The organism is Brasilonema angustatum (assembly GCF_059505445.1).
On sequence record NZ_JCACKO010000102.1, the window covers coordinates 170,453 to 186,213 of the forward strand.

General features: G+C 45.4%; 9 protein-coding genes. 3 read left to right on the forward strand and 6 right to left on the reverse strand.

Features of this window, described 5'->3' with window-relative positions; genetic code table 11:
• Positions 1-80 precede the first annotated feature (80 nt).
• From AC5JM2_RS17540 to AC5JM2_RS17560, 5 genes are all read right to left on the reverse strand, one after another.
• A complete protein-coding gene (locus AC5JM2_RS17540) occupies positions 81-1,958 on the reverse strand; it encodes a DNA-directed RNA polymerase subunit gamma (RefSeq protein ID WP_210611701.1) in 1,878 nt (625 codons plus the stop codon).
• Between the two features lie 487 nt (positions 1,959-2,445).
• The gene (rpoB, locus tag AC5JM2_RS17545; protein WP_495836131.1) at positions 2,446-5,826 is read right to left on the reverse strand and encodes a DNA-directed RNA polymerase subunit beta; all 3,381 of its coding nucleotides are present in this window, start codon (positions 5,824-5,826) and stop codon (positions 2,446-2,448) included.
• Between the two features lie 709 nt (positions 5,827-6,535).
• Positions 6,536-7,321: a TatD family hydrolase gene (locus AC5JM2_RS17550; RefSeq protein ID WP_495836132.1), complete on the reverse strand. Its 786-nt coding sequence runs from the start codon at positions 7,319-7,321 to the stop codon at positions 6,536-6,538.
• A 191-nt stretch (positions 7,322-7,512) separates the two neighbouring features.
• Positions 7,513-7,818, reverse strand: coding sequence for a 30S ribosomal protein S20 (gene rpsT / locus AC5JM2_RS17555; RefSeq protein ID WP_495836133.1), 306 nt, complete (start codon positions 7,816-7,818; stop codon positions 7,513-7,515).
• Between the two features lie 256 nt (positions 7,819-8,074).
• The gene (locus AC5JM2_RS17560; RefSeq protein ID WP_495836134.1) at positions 8,075-9,466 is read right to left on the reverse strand and encodes a lamin tail domain-containing protein; all 1,392 of its coding nucleotides are present in this window, start codon (positions 9,464-9,466) and stop codon (positions 8,075-8,077) included.
• Positions 9,467-9,536: 70 nt separating this feature from the next.
• Here AC5JM2_RS17560 and AC5JM2_RS17565 point away from each other — a divergent pair, with 70 nt between their 5' ends.
• The gene (locus tag AC5JM2_RS17565) at positions 9,537-9,728 is read left to right on the forward strand and encodes a hypothetical protein (RefSeq protein WP_495836135.1); all 192 of its coding nucleotides are present in this window, start codon (positions 9,537-9,539) and stop codon (positions 9,726-9,728) included.
• 490 nt (positions 9,729-10,218) lie between these two features.
• On the opposite strand, the gene AC5JM2_RS17570 is transcribed toward AC5JM2_RS17565, so the two are convergent.
• A complete protein-coding gene (locus AC5JM2_RS17570; protein ID WP_495836136.1) occupies positions 10,219-10,974 on the reverse strand; it encodes a hypothetical protein in 756 nt (251 codons plus the stop codon).
• A 315-nt stretch (positions 10,975-11,289) separates the two neighbouring features.
• On the opposite strand from AC5JM2_RS17570, the gene AC5JM2_RS17575 reads away from it, so the two are divergent.
• Together AC5JM2_RS17575 and AC5JM2_RS17580 are read left to right on the forward strand one after the other, a co-directional pair.
• A complete protein-coding gene (locus tag AC5JM2_RS17575; protein ID WP_495836137.1) occupies positions 11,290-13,362 on the forward strand; it encodes a carbohydrate porin in 2,073 nt (690 codons plus the stop codon).
• The gene (locus AC5JM2_RS17580) at positions 13,359-15,740 is read left to right on the forward strand and encodes a tetratricopeptide repeat protein (RefSeq protein ID WP_495836138.1); all 2,382 of its coding nucleotides are present in this window, start codon (positions 13,359-13,361) and stop codon (positions 15,738-15,740) included. The genes AC5JM2_RS17575 and AC5JM2_RS17580 overlap by 4 nt, the downstream gene beginning before the upstream one ends.
• Positions 15,741-15,761: the final 21 nt, after the last annotated feature.

Below are 15,761 nucleotides of genomic sequence, written 5' to 3' on the forward strand. Positions count from 1 at the left end.
CAGTTGCTGTAGCCTGACCAAACCCTTTGGGCAGTGCTGCTTCACCCCGGTACTAGCTCATTTTTGACTTTGCGTAACGGTTAACTGGCGATCGCTTCTTGAATCGCTTTATTGTAAATAACGCGACCTGGTGTTGTCCGTATATACTGAGAGAGCATGTTTCCCTGAGCATCTTCTCTGACTCGACGGAACTTATACAGCAAAGTCCGGCTACCATCGTCATTGGGTTTAACTTCAACCGGTTCTATATCTGGCTCACCTGTCTCGACTTCGCCGTCATATCGCACATAGATATAGGCATGTAGGTCAATTTGTTGCTGTTCGTAAGCCATGACAACATCATCAAGACAAGTAAAGTACCGTCCTGCGCCTTTTGTCGCATTAGGATTTTCTGCGGTTAAGTAATATGCCCCTAAGACCATGTCTTGGCTAGGTGTAATAATTGGTCTACCAGTTGCTGGTGACAAAATGTTGTTAGACGCCAGCATCAGTAACCGTGCTTCCGCTTGAGATTCCAAAGATAACGGTACGTGTACCGCCATTTGGTCACCATCAAAGTCAGCGTTAAATGCTGGACAAACAAGTGGGTGGAGCTGAATTGCTCGACCTTCTACTAAAATTGGTTCGAAAGCTTGAATACCCAAACGGTGCAGCGTCGGCGCACGGTTGAGCAAAACAGGGTGTCCTTCAATCACTTCTTCTAGAACATCCCAAACACTCGGGTCAGAACGAGATATCAACTTTTTCGCGGCTTTGATGTTATTCACCATTCCGCTACGAATCAGCCGATTGATGACAAACGGTTGAAATAGCTCAATTGCCATTTCTCGTGGCAAACCGCACTGGTGGATGTTAAGCTTTGGTCCGACGACAATTACGGAACGTCCGGAGTAGTCAACCCGTTTACCGAGTAAGTTTTGCCGGAAACGTCCTTGCTTACCTTCGATGATGTCGGACAAAGACTTGAGTGGTCGGTTGTTTGCCCCTACGACCGTGCGTCCCCGACGACCATTGTCTATCAAAGCGTCCACTGCTTCTTGCAGCATCCGCTTTTCGTTGCGAACAATAATCTCTGGAGCCAAAATTTCTTGCAGGCGTGCCAAACGGTTGTTGCGGTTAATCACTCGGCGATATAAATCATTCAAATCGCTCGTCGCAAATCGTCCGCCGTCCAACTGCACCATTGGGCGCAAGTCTGGGGGAATAACGGGGATCACAGCCATAACCATCCACTCAGGTTTAGACCCGGTGGCGATGAAGTTGTCAATCACCCGTAACCGCTTAATCAGCTTCGCCCGCTTTTGACCTTTGGCGGTCGTAATTTCTTCGCGCAAGGATTCAGCTGCTTCTTCTAAGTTGATATCGGCGAGCAATCGCAACAACGCTTCTGCACCAATACCGACCTCTACCCCAGCAAGCGTGGAATCTTCTGAGTAAATTTGGTCTTCGATTTCCAGCCACTGGTCTTCACTCAGTAACTGTTTGTAAGTTAAGGTTTCAGCATTGCCAGGACTGAGAACAACATAGGAATTGAAATAAACAATTTGCTCTACATCCCGCAAAGGCATATCTAGCAGGATAGAGATATAGCTGGGAATGCCTTTGAGATACCAAACATGAGCGACTGGTGCGGCGAGTTTAATGTAACCCATGCGGTGGCGGCGCACTCGTGATTCAGTCACTTCCACGCCACAGCGTTCGCACACAATACCTCTATGACGCACTCTCTTGTATTTGCCACAATGGCATTCCCAATCTTTAGCTGGACCAAAGATGCGCTCGCAGAACAAGCCATCCATCTCCGGTTTTAAAGTACGGTAATTTATCGTCTCTGGCTTTGTGACTTCACCAACTACTTGACCATTCGGTAAAGTTCTCTCACCCCAAATCCGAATGCGTTCTGGTGATGCCAAGCCGATTTTAACGTAGTCAAACTGATTATTTTGGGCTACTCTCATCTTTCGTCTAAACTGTGTTCTAAGTTATTACTTCTGAGAAACACGGGTGAGCAACTCCCCCGTTGGTGTGAGTATTCAGTTGTTAGTTATCAGTTTTCAGTTATTACTGTTGACTAATAACAATTTACCCTCCGGGTTTGCCTTTAGCACATACGGCACAGTTGGGCTGTATGTGCTAAGGGTGCCGTAGGCATACACGTTGGGTGTCCGGTCGGTGCGAGTATCTCCTTATGCCTACGCTACGAACAGCGGTGTCGCCGTGGCGTAGGCATAGGGCTTAGGAACATGCTACGCATGAACAGTACTCGTCTCACTGTTGAGTGATTACCCTATGGCTAACGCCACGCCTTACGGCTATCGGGGAGAACCTCCGGTTCCGCTGCGAAGAGCGCAGTCGCCTAGGTCGGGAGACCCTCATCAAGCGCTGTCTCACCACATGCCTAGGTCGGGAAACCCTCATCAAGCACGCTTACTCACTGTTCACTATTTATTCCTCGTCTTCCATCGACTCGCGCGACAAGGATTCATAGGTTGGACGTGGAGGTGTACGGCGATTTCCTTGGTCGGTCATCAAATCGACTTCAACATCCAAAGAACTACCGTCTGTCTGCGTCTCTACCTTGTGTACGGCAATATCTAAGCCTAGTGATTGCAGTTCTCGCATCAACACTTTAAAGGATTCTGGTGTTCCAGGTCGAGGAATTGCCTTGCCTTTAACGATCGCATTGAGGGCTTCATTTCGTCCTTGCATATCGTCTGATTTGACGGTGAGCAACTCCTGCAAGGTGTAAGCAGCACCGAAGGCTTCCAATGCCCACACTTCCATTTCACCGAACCGCTGACCACCTTGTTGTGCTTTACCACCCAAGGGTTGCTGGGTCACTAGCGAGTATGGACCTGTTGAACGGGCGTGGATCTTGTCGTCCACCAAGTGAACCAGTTTCAGCATATATGCCACACCGATAGTAATTGCTCGGTCAAAGGGTTCGCCGGTGCGACCGTCATACACCAAGATTTTTCCAGGATCATCTGGGTTAAAAACCCAGTTTCTGCCTGTTTCGTCCCGTGCTTCTTGCAATTTGCCATGTACTATGGTTCGAGATGATTCTTCGCCATACATTTCGTCAAAGGGGGTGAGTTTAAACCGCACTCCCAGGTTTTGACCAGCCCAACCCAACAGACATTCAAACACTTGTCCAACGTTCATCCGGCTGGGTACGCCCAAAGGATTAAGGACAATGTCTACTGGTGAGCCATCTGGCAAGTACGGCATGTCTTCTATTGGCAAGATTTTGGAAATAATTCCTTTGTTACCGTGACGTCCTGCCATTTTGTCGCCGACTTGAATTTTACGCTTCTGCGCCACATAAACCCGAACGACCATGTTTGCCCCTGGTGGCAGTTCATCGCCTTGTTCGCGTGTAAACAAGCGTACGTCTACGACGCGTCCTTTTTCACCGTTGGGGACTCGTAGGGAATTGTCTCTGACATCCCGCGCTTTTTCACCGAAAATTGCCCGCAGCAACTTTTCTTCTGGTGGCTGGTCGGATTCACCTTTTGGTGTTACTTTTCCGACCAGGATGTCACCAGATTCTACCCATGCCCCTATGCGAATGATCCCCTGTTCATCCAACTGACGCAAAGCATCTTCACCTACGTTGGGAATTTCTCTAGTTATTTCTTCTGGTCCCAACTTGGTTTGTCTTGCCTCAATTTCATATTTTTCAATGTGAATTGAGGTGTAGATATCATCCTGCACCAGACGTTCCGAAATCAAAATCGCGTCTTCGTAGTTATACCCTTCCCAAGGCATATAGGCGACGACGATGTTTTGCCCCAGTGCCAGTTCGCCTCCTTCGGTAGAAGAACCATCCGCCAGCACTTGACCTGCGACAACACGTTCACCCATGTACACTAACGGTTTTTGGTTGAGACAGGTATCTTGGTTGGAGCGATGATATTTGGAAATGGGGTATCTAAGGTCTGAGGTATTAGATTTGGAAGAATGGTCGCGTGCGGATGAGCCAGTGCCCTGGTGACTCAGCGCGGCAGTTGGCTTTCCATCAGTTGAGGCAACCCGTGGACGCACACGAATTTCTGTTGCGTCTACATATACTACTTCTCCGTCGGTACGCGATACGATCACCATACCAGAGTCTCTTGCTGCTTGAGCTTCTAAGCCTGTTCCTACTAAAGGACGCTCTGGTTTAAGTAGGGGGACTGCTTGCCGTTGCATATTCGATCCCATCAGGGCGCGGTTAGCGTCGTCATGCTCCAAAAATGGAATCATACTAGTAGCAACAGACACGATTTGCACAGGCGATATTGCTACGTAGTCCACTTGCTCTGGCGTGGTTGTGGAGAATTCCTGACGATAACGTACTGTGACTTGCGGTCCGATGATCTCAGCATTTTCATCTACTGGCAAGTCGCCTGCAGCAACGCGCAGGTCGTCTTCTTCATCTGCAGTCATGTAAACAGGTGGTAAATCAAACCGCACCCGTCCATTTTCTACTGCTCGATAGGGTGTTTCTAGAAAACCATACTGGTTAACGCGAGCATGAGTTGCTAAGGAACCAATCAAACCTGCGTTGGGACCTTCTGGAGTTTCCACTGGGCAAATGCGTCCGTAGTGGGATGGGTGAATATCCCGTACCGCAAAACCTGCACGTTCGCGGGTTAGACCTCCTGGACCTAGTGCGGATAAACGGCGTTTGTGGGTCAGTTCTGCCAGAGGATTTGTCTGATCCATGAACTGCGACAATTGGCTAGACCCAAAGAATTCTTTAATGGCTGCAACCAAGGGTTTCGGGTTCACTAAGGAAGCAGGAGTCAGCACTTCAGCATCAGATACGGTCATTCTTTCGCGAATGATACGTTCTAAGCGGTTTAAACCGACTCTTACCTGGTTTTGCAGCAATTCGCCCACGCTTCTGACTCGGCGGTTACCCAAGTGGTCAATGTCGTCAGTGTTCCCAATATCAAACTCAAGATTGATCAGGTAATCCACTGCTGCCAAGATGTCTTGGGGAGTTAAGACGCGCATCGTTTCTGGCACTTGCAAGCGCAGTTTCTTGTTCAGCTTGTAACGTCCAACGCGGCCAAGGTCGTAGCGTTTGGGATCAAAGAAGCGCGAGTCGAGAAGTTGTTGTCCTCCTAACACTGTGGGCGGTTCACCAGGACGCAGCTTACGATACAACTCCATTAGGGCTTCTTCTTCAGAAAATTGCCCTTCTTTCTCAATGGTTTTTTGGAAGTATTCTGGGTGGCGTAAAGCGTCAAAGATTTCGTTGTCTGACAACCCAAGCGCCTTCAGAAGCACTTGCGCTGACAGTTTGCGAGTTTTGTCAATACGTACCCAGACTAAGTCGTTACGGTCTGTTTCAAATTTCAGCCAGGCTCCTCGGTTTGGGATTAAACTAGCTGAATAGGTACGCCGCCCGTTTTTGTCAATTTCTGATTTGTAGTACACTCCTGGCGATCGCACTATCTGGTTGACAATCACCCGCTCAGCACCGTTAATGATAAACGTGCCTCGGTCAGTCATCAGAGGCAAATCCCCAATAAAAACTTCCTGTTCTTTTATTTCTCCGGTTTCTTTATTAATTAAACGAGTCGGGACATACATTTGTACAGCGTAGGTACTATCCCGCCGTTTTGCTTCGTCTACACTGTACTTTGGCTCTTTTAGTCTGTAGTTTTGACCCAAAAAATGCAGTTCTAGTTTGCCAGTGTAGTCTGTGATCGGACTAAAGGAGTTGAGTTCTTCTATTAGCCCTTCTTCTAGAAACCAACGGAAGCTGGAACGCTGAATTTCTATCAAGTCGGGCAACAAAAAGGCGGGTTCCATAATTGTTTCGTTCGTCATGCCTCTACCTTTGTCAACCTAAGTTTTACTTAATTGTGTGTGGGAATGGTGTGTGGAAACTTCTCCTGACACCGCCTACTCACGAGCAGGTGTGGGCAAACGGAGCAATTAAAGCCGCTAATAAGAATTTTGGCAAGGGGATAATTACCCATTTTGCCGCTAAAAGTTGCCAATTTCCATTAGCTACTAACTTCTTTACTGAATTCAAATGGTATAACTTTTTGTTACTTTGTCTTGTTTTCTTCACTTCCCCCTCCAAAAAGCGCATTCTACCTAAGCAGCGTTACATTGTTTTGGCTTGTACGTAACTACCTGGGTTGAAACCCAGAGGGATAATATCCTTATGCTCAGAGGACAATACTCCCCTGAGCCTAATTTTTGTATGGATAGCTTGCCTTAGCGGGTAGTGACCACACGGTAATTTGTTTAACAATTCTCTATATGGAAAATATGAAACTACTGTTTACAGAGCAGGTCTAGATGACCAATAGTTGAAAGTTATAGTCATCATGGAATTCGAGCATCCAGTTGTAGAGATTAAAAGGATGATTAATAAGCTTAGCTTGACTCAAGTGTCAAATTCAATAGTTGCTTCTTTAACCATTATGGCTTACACAAGTCGGTTTTGGAGGAAATAATAATACCATATTTTAGTCCTCCTAAAGTTTGAGTTTTCCATTTTCTAAGTTTATGCACTAGGGGGGATGTTCTATATTGTTATGCCAAACAATTCACAGGCATTTCGGGTTGTCAGAGTTGCGATCGCATCAACAGTTTCTCCCCGCATTGCTGCGACTTGTTCTGCAACATAGCGGACGTACGCTGGTTCATTGCGTCGTTCACCCCGTTTTGGGACGGGTGAGAGAAAAGGACAATCTGTTTCGATTAACAGGCGATCGCTCCTCACCATAGCAGCTGATTGTTGAATTTGTTTGGCGTTTTTAAATGTCACTGTTCCGCTAAAGCTGATGTAGAAGTCCAAGTCAACAAACCATTGGGTTTCTTCTGGGCTTCCACCCCAGCAGTGCATGACACCCCGCACACTTTTTCCTTTGAGGTTTATCCATTTTTGCAGTACTTGCTTTACCTGTGCCGCTGCATCACGACAGTGGATAATGACGGGTTTATTGAGTTGGGCGGCGATCGCTAACTGTGTCTCAAAAACCTTCTGCTGTTGCTCTTCGTTATCTGCTTTATAGAAATCCAGCCCAGTTTCCCCAATTGCTACGACTTTAGAGTCAGAATTAGCGAAACTTATGATTTCATCTGCTGTTTGTTCATTCCATTTTGCTGCATCTAAAGGATGTAACCCTACAGCAAAGCTCATTTCTGGAAAACGGTGAGCAAGATCTTGAATGCCTTTAAACTCAGATGGTTCTACACAGGAGTGTACCAGATGTACGACGCCTGCTTGTTGCCATCGCGATCGCACTGCTTCTAAATCTGATTGGAAAACATCAAAGTTGACGTGAACGTGAGTGTCTATCAGCTGCATTGCTTATCCTTTGTCTTTTGCCTTTAGTCCTTGATACCGACTCGTACCACTTCGCACTCATTCAAAATTCAAAAAGCTTACAACATCATAAGCTTTTCAATCATTCTGTAGACGTGCAGCTGCTTCCTTTTGGGTATGGCTGCTTTCTTTTCGCACTCATGTACTAGGGACTCAAGACTACAGACTATTGACTACTGTGCGCTTGCTGCTGGTTGTGTGTGCACTTTTAGCCTTTGAGCCAATTTTGACTTCTTCCTGGCTCCATTGTTAGGATGAAGTACACCTTTTTTCACCGCTCTATCGATTTTGCTGTAAGCTTCCGACATTCGGCTCATGACTTCTTGTTTTGATTCCGGGCTTTGATTTGCCCCATAGGCATCTAAAGCAGCGAAGTATTTTTTCATCAGGGTTTTCACTGCCGATTTATATGCTTTGTTACGCAGTCGGTTACGTTCTGCGATTTCGGCACGCTTGAGAGCAGACTTTGTATTCGCCACAGTCAGTTCCAGAAAGACTATTGATTTATAAACACACTACTAGGATTACTAGTTTAACATTATTTTTACAACTTTTAAGGTAGTAGAGAAAATTTTCACCAAAAAAGAATTCAGAACTCACGGATCAAGAGCCAAAATATGTCTGGTGCGACTGGTTGATGAATTGTTTGTGAGTGAGTTTGTTTGACCCCTGCTTTATTAAGCGCAGCGAAATCGAGCGATTTCTTCGGTTCATCTGCTTTGCGAAGCCTCTATATCAGGATAATTTACGACCGTAGTTGTACACTACTTCTTCGCCTGATCGGTCGATAATCGCCCAATGTACTGTATTGAGTTCAGGAATTTGTAACATAAATATCCAGTTAGCTTCTATGGTTTCCCCTTCTGTTGGGAGCATCGGTGTCTCTGACGTACACAGGGTAATTTTAGTGGTGGGTTTGTCCATATAGAAGTAAGACGAGGGTTCATGATCGCCATTAAAATAAGCGTATGGCACACCCACAGCAGCAGCATTAGCAGCGATCACCTCTGTAAGCGAGCCTTCTCTCTCGTCACCTGCGAAGCCTACAAAGCTATAGAATGCTTCGTGCAATGCTTCCTCAAAAGTTACCTGACCGCCTAAAGCTTTCTGTGCCTTTATCGCTTCTAGATCTGCTTCTAGGATGAGATTGTCTAAGCCAAGGGACTTTGTCAGATCGGATAACTTCTGACTGTGCTCAGTATAAGCATAGCTAGACATCAAATTTCCCTGAGTATCATACAGTCGTCCCTCATCTGCTTTGTTATTCCAAACAGAGCGTTTGCTACCGAAAGAGAACCCGCCTGAGTCTGGATGCACCGAGTTAGTATAAACTCGACACTCAGCTCCTTTTTTCAATACTGTCCCGGTGGGAAAAGAGAATTCTTGATTGCGATTTACGCTGTGAATTTTCCAGCCCGATATATCTATATCAACCAGCCCATCGTTGACAATAGCGATATATTCGTCCGCCTCCGTGGATTCAACACTTGGGTCCGAAAAAATCCTCGAAATCCTGACATGGGGTGTCGCTTTTGACAGATCGAGTATTGCATACAGCCCTTCTCCATCAGGACTGGAGACGAGAATTTGATTGGCTTGCTCGTCCGGTTGGAAATCTATAATCGAACTGCCATTGCGTTGATAGAGAGATTTAACTCCAGCAAAAATCGGATGATCGCTATTAATGGGTTGATTTCCTGAAATCCCGTTATAGCCCTCTTTAAACTGTAAACCAACTTCCCAAAGAAACCAATTAAAGTCATATCCTGAAGCATAGTCATCATATTCCGTCTCGGCAGCTAAGTAAAAGTTCATTCCAGCTTCAAACAAATCTGTGAGTTCATCCCAAGAAGAAGAGTCATGTGAAAAAATCGCATCCACATCTTCTGGGATATCGTATCCAACAGTCCATGTATGACCAGCTTTAGTCATTGTCTGTGCTAAAGCCGATTCAGATTCAGCTAAATCCGGGTTCAAGTAAGAATGAAACTTGCCTGGACGACCGCCCGTGAACCAATTAGCAATATTTTTGGCAAAAATTGCCGTGTCAGGAGAGTTTTGAAATCCGACGTTCCTTAAAGTTGAAGCATTATTAGCGAGAATTATTTTGCCTAATTTTTTGTTCATTTCAGCGGCTCCTAAGTTTCAAGTAATAAAAATTGACAAATGAACTGTTCTGTTGTTGTACGGAAAATATATGCTTTGGACCTCCCCTGCTTCCGAATTATCGGTTCCCGTCAGTTCCTTTATCTTAGCGATCGCCCTGAGTGAGTCTCTCGTATGGGCGATCGCGTCCTTTGAGTGCGCCCCACCTAACGGCACGCTTCCCCTATCGGCGCTAGCGCTGCTGCCAAAGGCAGATCGCATCCTTCATCAAATGTCCCTTTGACCATATATTTTGGTCACTTTGTCAATGCGTAAGTTCTATTGGCTTTAGTCATAATTTTGATTCAAAATCAATATACATATTCACTGAATATTAAAAGTCACAGCGCTTCGCGCGGGGTGTAGGGCTAATTGGTGGGAGCAAGAAAAGCGCCACCAATTAAAGACCACGCTTGTTGAAAATTTAGTGGGGGCTTGGATCCCTTCCGCTTCGGGGGTAGAGTGTACTAAAAACACAATCTATCTTTCCTCCCCACACCCCACACCCTACCCCCTACACCCTAGTTCTGGTCACACAAAATACATTTGTTTAAAAACTTTGTAATCTCTACAAAAAAAATAATTGTTGAAGCAAAAGCGCCACATAGATTTAGGATATACTATGGCTCTCAAAACACTTATAAATTTAAGTGAGTGAGAAACTCAGGCGCTTTTTTTCAATATCGAATATGAGCAGGTTTCAAGGGTGCTTTGGTTTGTCTGAGTGTCGTTGGTTATCGTAAAAATTCAGAAGATTTCAAGGGAGCGTTAGTTTGTCTGAATTTCGCTGATCGCAGGAAAGAAGCGTTTGAACTCAAAGTAGAGGCTTGGAGGATTTCAGGTGGATTTCCCAAGGTATTATTCAAATCTTCTGGTTGTTCGAGAGGAGGTGTTGTTTTGCCTGCAGGTAGAGATATCGGTAAAGTTTGATGTGCTTGTAAGTAAGGTTCGCCTTCGTTTGTAAAGCGAACCTGTTGAGCATCAAGTTGCAACTTTGATTTTTTTAACTGATCAGCAGGCTCAAAAGTAGCAACAAAGGTGACGTTGCTATCTGGACGTAATTTCATTTGTGTTTGATAAATTTGCCAAGGTTCCTGAAAACGACCGTCAGCTGCAACTTGCCAAAGATTAAGGTTTGTTTGCCACTGTCCCTGCTTAACTTCAACAACTTGGCGAGCGAGAATTGAACGATTATTGTTCGCATCATCATTCAAAACTCCTGCTTGTTGTCCTGCTATTGAAACTAAGTTGCGAACTGCGACTACTGCAATTTTGCTCGAATCAGGTAGATTTGTACTACCTACCAGGTTGTATATCCCATTACTTCCTGCGGGTTCTACAGTTTTGATTTCTAGTTGCACTTGTTCTTGTGCTTTTTTACCACAGCTAGAAATGACGGTTAGTAGCAGCAAATAAATACCTATTAGGGTGAGATTCAGCGAGAAATTGGAAAGATTTGGCAAAGATAGCCGTAAATGTGATTTTTGCATAGATTAATGAGGCTTTTTCTCATGAAAAACAACATAGATTATATTTTCCCTTATTTTTTATACAGATACTAAAACAAAGAAAGGTTTTACCATCTTTTTATCAAGTTAATGAACAGTCAAAAAGTTGTAGAATTTCGTTAAAATACTCACACTTTCTGATAAAGTGGCGACATCTTGTAACAAATGAATCTTAGTTGTTTATCAGCTAGACCAATGAGACCCACAGTATTGGATTGTCATAAATGTACTCGACCAAAACAGTGGAATAGGGCTTATTTTCTGCTTCTGAGTGCCTCAATCTCCATTTTTTGGATAATGGCAGTGAAAGATGCGTGTTTGGCTCAACAAAATCCACACAATCAACAGTCGAGCAATGTCCAGTTTGGGGAAGTATTACAAGTACCCAAACCACCTGTATCTAGCAAACGACAAAAATTAAAGCCCCAGACAGTGCCTCCACCACCTGGGATATCAAGCCAAGCAACGGACGTAGCTGTTGCATCAAGAGGAAAACCTTCGTCTGAAAGTGTAAAGACACCTACAGATGACATTAAACAGTTGGAGAGTGGCTTTATCCAACAGCAAAAGCCTGCAAAAGTCCCAAAAGCACCAGCGAAGTCAGTTCCACCTCTCAAGAATGTGGTGGCACAAAATGCCCAAGAACAAATTCGTCAAATTTCTGGAGCTACCAGTCTAGGACAACCAAACATCCAAGTAGCGCCACTCCCACCACCCTTTGGTACAACAGTTACACAAGAGTTCACTGCACCATCGGCACCATCGGCACCATCGGTACCCACTTTCAACCAGGTACTACTCAACTCTCAACCACAACAAGCTCCTTTACCACCACTTCCAGGTACTCCGACACCTACGTTCAATCAACCCATTAACTCTCAAACAACAACACCGTATACTCCTAGTCTAACTCCTCAACTCCTTAATCCTCAAGCGATAACACAGTCATCAGTTCCAACGACTCCTACAACACAAACTTCCAACCAACTTCTCAACTGCCAAGTCGTATCGTCACCAACAGTTTCAGGTACCGGTGCACCTACCTTTAATCAACTCTTAAACTGCCAAGCGACAACACAGTCAGCGGTTCCTAATACTCCTGCGTCTACCTTCAATCAACTCTTAAACTGCCAAGTCGCAACACCTCCATCAGGGATTTCTACATCAACCAATCAGTACCTGAACTGTCAAGTTGTCTCCTCGTTACCAGTTGCCCAAACGGTACCACCGCCACAAACGCAAGCGCAGACAACTCCCACAGTTCCAACACCGCCATCGATAATACCGCCATCAGCAACACCGCCATCGCTAACACCGCCATCAGCAACACCAAATACTCCACAACCAGTGGATAGAAGTCGCCCCTTACTAAGAAGTACAGCTTTGCAGGAACCTTCTTTACAGGTTCAAGGAGTTTACATAACTCAAGGAGGTGATTCTGCAGCACGGGGGCGACTCTCAGGAGTGTATCCAATCACCCCTCAACTATTGGTTGGGGCTACTTTGGATTTGGTGACTGGAGAAAACCTTCTTGTTGACTCCCGTGGAGAAGGCTTGAACATCAACGAGCTTTATCTTGCCACTTCCGTAGGAGGAGCGCCCAATCTGCGTTTCGTCTTGGGGCAGTTAGATTTGACGTCTTATTTTGACCGGAACAGCTTTGCTAAAGATGGGGCAAGTCAATTCTTTAATCCGATTTTCCAGACAAACCCGGCGTTGTCAGCAACCGGAATTGCTTCTCGCACAGGGTTACTTGTGAACTGGAGTGTGACTGATAATATCGAAGCCAAAGCAGCAGTTTTCTCGTCGTCAAATAAAATAAGTGACTTTGCTTTGGATGGATTTGCTGGAGAAGTAGCAGTCCGTTACGGTAATGCGATTATTCGCGGGACTTATTCCACCGATCGCGATGCTGGTATTCGTGATACTTTCCCTGAAAGCTTTGGGATTGCCAGAAATATAGAACGCACAAGCTTTGGACCTCAAAAAAATGACCGCGAAGAAGCATACGGTTTGAATACTGAAGTTTTTGTACCCAACTTGAAACTAGGTCTTTTTGGACGTTACGGGCGTTACGAAAACCGTGATTTGGGCAAAGGGGCAGATACTTACTCATTTGGACTCAGCTTTTTGGATTTGTTTACCCCAGATGACCGTTTGGGTTTGGCTTACGGACGTGCTTTATCAAACGACAGCTTACGCCGTGGCGGAGATTATCCAGACGTGTTAGAGCTTTTCTACGATTTTCAATTGCTTCCTAATCTGCGGTTAGGTTTTACACTTCAAGGACGAGATGGTTTTGAGGATACAGTACTCGGTGTCAGGGTGCGTACAGAATTTGATGTGACTCCAAGGAGAAGGTCTCAATGAGTCAAAAACACAAACGCAAAACTAATCCCTGCTCAAATGTGGGAACGAGTGTCCAAGACATCAGAACAAAAAGTCTTTCTGGTTTGATCGTGATCACTGCTTCATTTTCTGTTTTGAGCTATGTCTTCAATGTTCCATTGTTAAACAACATTGCTCCTGCTCAAGCGCAAAAGTCCTCGTCAGCAGTGCAACGAGGTTACAATCTGCTTAAAAAAGGGTGGGTTAATGATGCCATCAAAGCTTTTGGGCAAGCTATAAAGCAAAATCCGCAATCTTCACAAGCCAAGATCGGGTTAGCAATCTCTTATAACCGCGCTGGACGTATTACTGAAGCTTGGAATGCTTATCAACAGGTGCTAGCGCAAGACCCGAACAACCAAAGTGCACTCAAAATTGTTGGTATCATGGGCACTTATCGCCCAGAGTGGCAAGTACGAGGAATTGAAGCTCTCAATACTTTGTTAAATGCCAATCCCAACGATGTACAAGCCCGTTCTTACCGCGCCTTGTTGTACAGCTACCAAGGAAAGGTCAACGAGTCGCTGGCAGATTATCAAATAGTCTTGGAAAAGAATCCTACCTCAGAAACTATCCTTGGTGCTGCTCAAGCTTACAGTTATAGCCGCAATTACCAAAAAGCTTTGGAGTTGTTCAACCGCTATCGAGTGGCTGGCAAACCGATCACTGGATTTGCTGCGGTAGCCTACGCTAGTACCTTGCGAGAAACTGGCAATCCAAAAGCAGCAGTACAAGTTTTGCAAGGACAGTTACAGCGTTCCAAAACTCTCGACAAATTAGCGATTGAAACGCGTTCTGAACTTGCCAAGGCGTATGTTGCCAATCAACAGTCACAGCAAGCATTTGCGGTATTGGAGCCAATACAAAATAGACCAGAGGCGATTTTACCTTTAGCACGTTCTCTCAATGAGATTCGCTCCTCAAGCAATAACCCTGCTATAGCACAGCAAGTTGCAACTTTGTACCGTCAGGCGATCGCCAACTCTCCCAACCCCTCGCCCGCCTTGTTGCGAGAAACCGCTGATGTTTTCACCGGCTTACCTCAAGGAGAGCAAACAGCACTACAACTTTATCGCCAAGTGGCTCCACAGTTCCCAAATGATAAAAGTTTGGTGGTGCGACAGTTAGTCCTAGAGAATAAATTGGGACAACTTGGCAAAAGTGACTTAAAAAGGCGTCTGGTCGCTGAAGTTAACCCCCTACCCTCAAATCCGGCGCAATTGCAACAGATCGCTCTTGCTCTATCAGACGTTGATGCCCCTGATCCAGAATTGTTGCCTTTATACCAAACTCTTTCACCAAGGGTAAACGTACCATTTTTAAATTTCCGCATCGCTCAGATTTATCTACAACAGAATGACACAAGTAACGCAAGACAAGCTTTGGCAGCTTATACAGCAACCCCAGAAGGAGCCAAAAGCCTTGCACCCCAATTGCTAGCAGCTGAAATCGAGCGACGGGAGGGCAACTTAGAAGCCAGTGCTCAACGTTTCCAAGCTGTATTGACAACTAAGTCAGGAGGTGATGATATTACTGATGGAGCTTTACGTGGATTGGCAGGCGTACGAATACAACAAAAACGGTTTGATGAAGCTTTGGCAGCTTATGACCAATTGATAATCCGTCAACCACAAAATTTGACAACTCAGTTGGGACGAACCAGTATCGCCTATCAAGCCAAGAAGATTTCTGAGCAGGAGGCGAATGCTGTCCTCAATAATTGGTTAGCTACACAACCTGCGACGAATGCACCTCCAGAACTTTTTAGTTTAGTAGGAACATTGCCGGCTCAACCACAGCGTGAACCTCTCTATAATTATTTAGCTCAAGTTGATCCAAGTTACTTGCCAGTGCAACTGCGTCTGGTACAAGTTATCGCAAAACGCAATCCCACTGAAGCGCAAGCACGGGTGAAACAGTTGATTGCTCGTCTCCCTAAAGATGCGAACACGTATCAGTTGCAGGGAGATTTGGGGCGAGCGATTGGTGATTTGGATTTGGCTGGCAAAGCGTACGAAAATATCTTGGCACAGCAACCAGATAATATAGATGCCCTTGCTGCTTTAGGAGGAATTCGTTTTGAACAGCGGCGCTTTGAGTCAGCACGGCAAATTTACTCTCAAGTTGTAGCACAGAAGCCACAAGATAAGGATGCACGTCGCGCCCTTGCTGGCTTAAGTGCTATTGCTGATCAGCCCTTAACAGCGCTGACACAGCTTGAGCAACTCGAAGTAGAACAAATTTCCCAAGGCGCAAGCGATGCTGAAGTTTCTCGTCAAAGGCAGCAAATACAAGAAGATTTCTTGCAACGACGTGGCTTTCAACCCTCTTGGGAGAACTATGAGCGCAGAGGGAAATGAGGAAGGAAGGAGGGAAGGTAG

Excerpts from the sequence above, each read along its gene's own strand:
- AC5JM2_RS17540 (WP_210611701.1), bottom strand. The coding sequence starts at position 1,958 with ATGAGAGTAGCCCAAAATAATCAGTTTGACTACGTTAAAATCGGCTTG.
- rpoB (WP_495836131.1), bottom strand. The coding sequence starts at position 5,826 with ATGACGAACGAAACAATTATGGAACCCGCCTTTTTGTTGCCCGACTTG.
- AC5JM2_RS17550 (WP_495836132.1), bottom strand. The coding sequence starts at position 7,321 with ATGCAGCTGATAGACACTCACGTTCACGTCAACTTTGATGTTTTCCAA.
- AC5JM2_RS17560 (WP_495836134.1), bottom strand. The coding sequence starts at position 9,466 with ATGAACAAAAAATTAGGCAAAATAATTCTCGCTAATAATGCTTCAACT.
- AC5JM2_RS17565 (WP_495836135.1), top strand. The coding sequence starts at position 9,537 with ATGCTTTGGACCTCCCCTGCTTCCGAATTATCGGTTCCCGTCAGTTCC.
- AC5JM2_RS17570 (WP_495836136.1), bottom strand. The coding sequence starts at position 10,974 with ATGCAAAAATCACATTTACGGCTATCTTTGCCAAATCTTTCCAATTTC.
- AC5JM2_RS17575 (WP_495836137.1), top strand. The coding sequence starts at position 11,290 with ATGGCAGTGAAAGATGCGTGTTTGGCTCAACAAAATCCACACAATCAA.
- AC5JM2_RS17580 (WP_495836138.1), top strand. The coding sequence starts at position 13,359 with ATGAGTCAAAAACACAAACGCAAAACTAATCCCTGCTCAAATGTGGGA.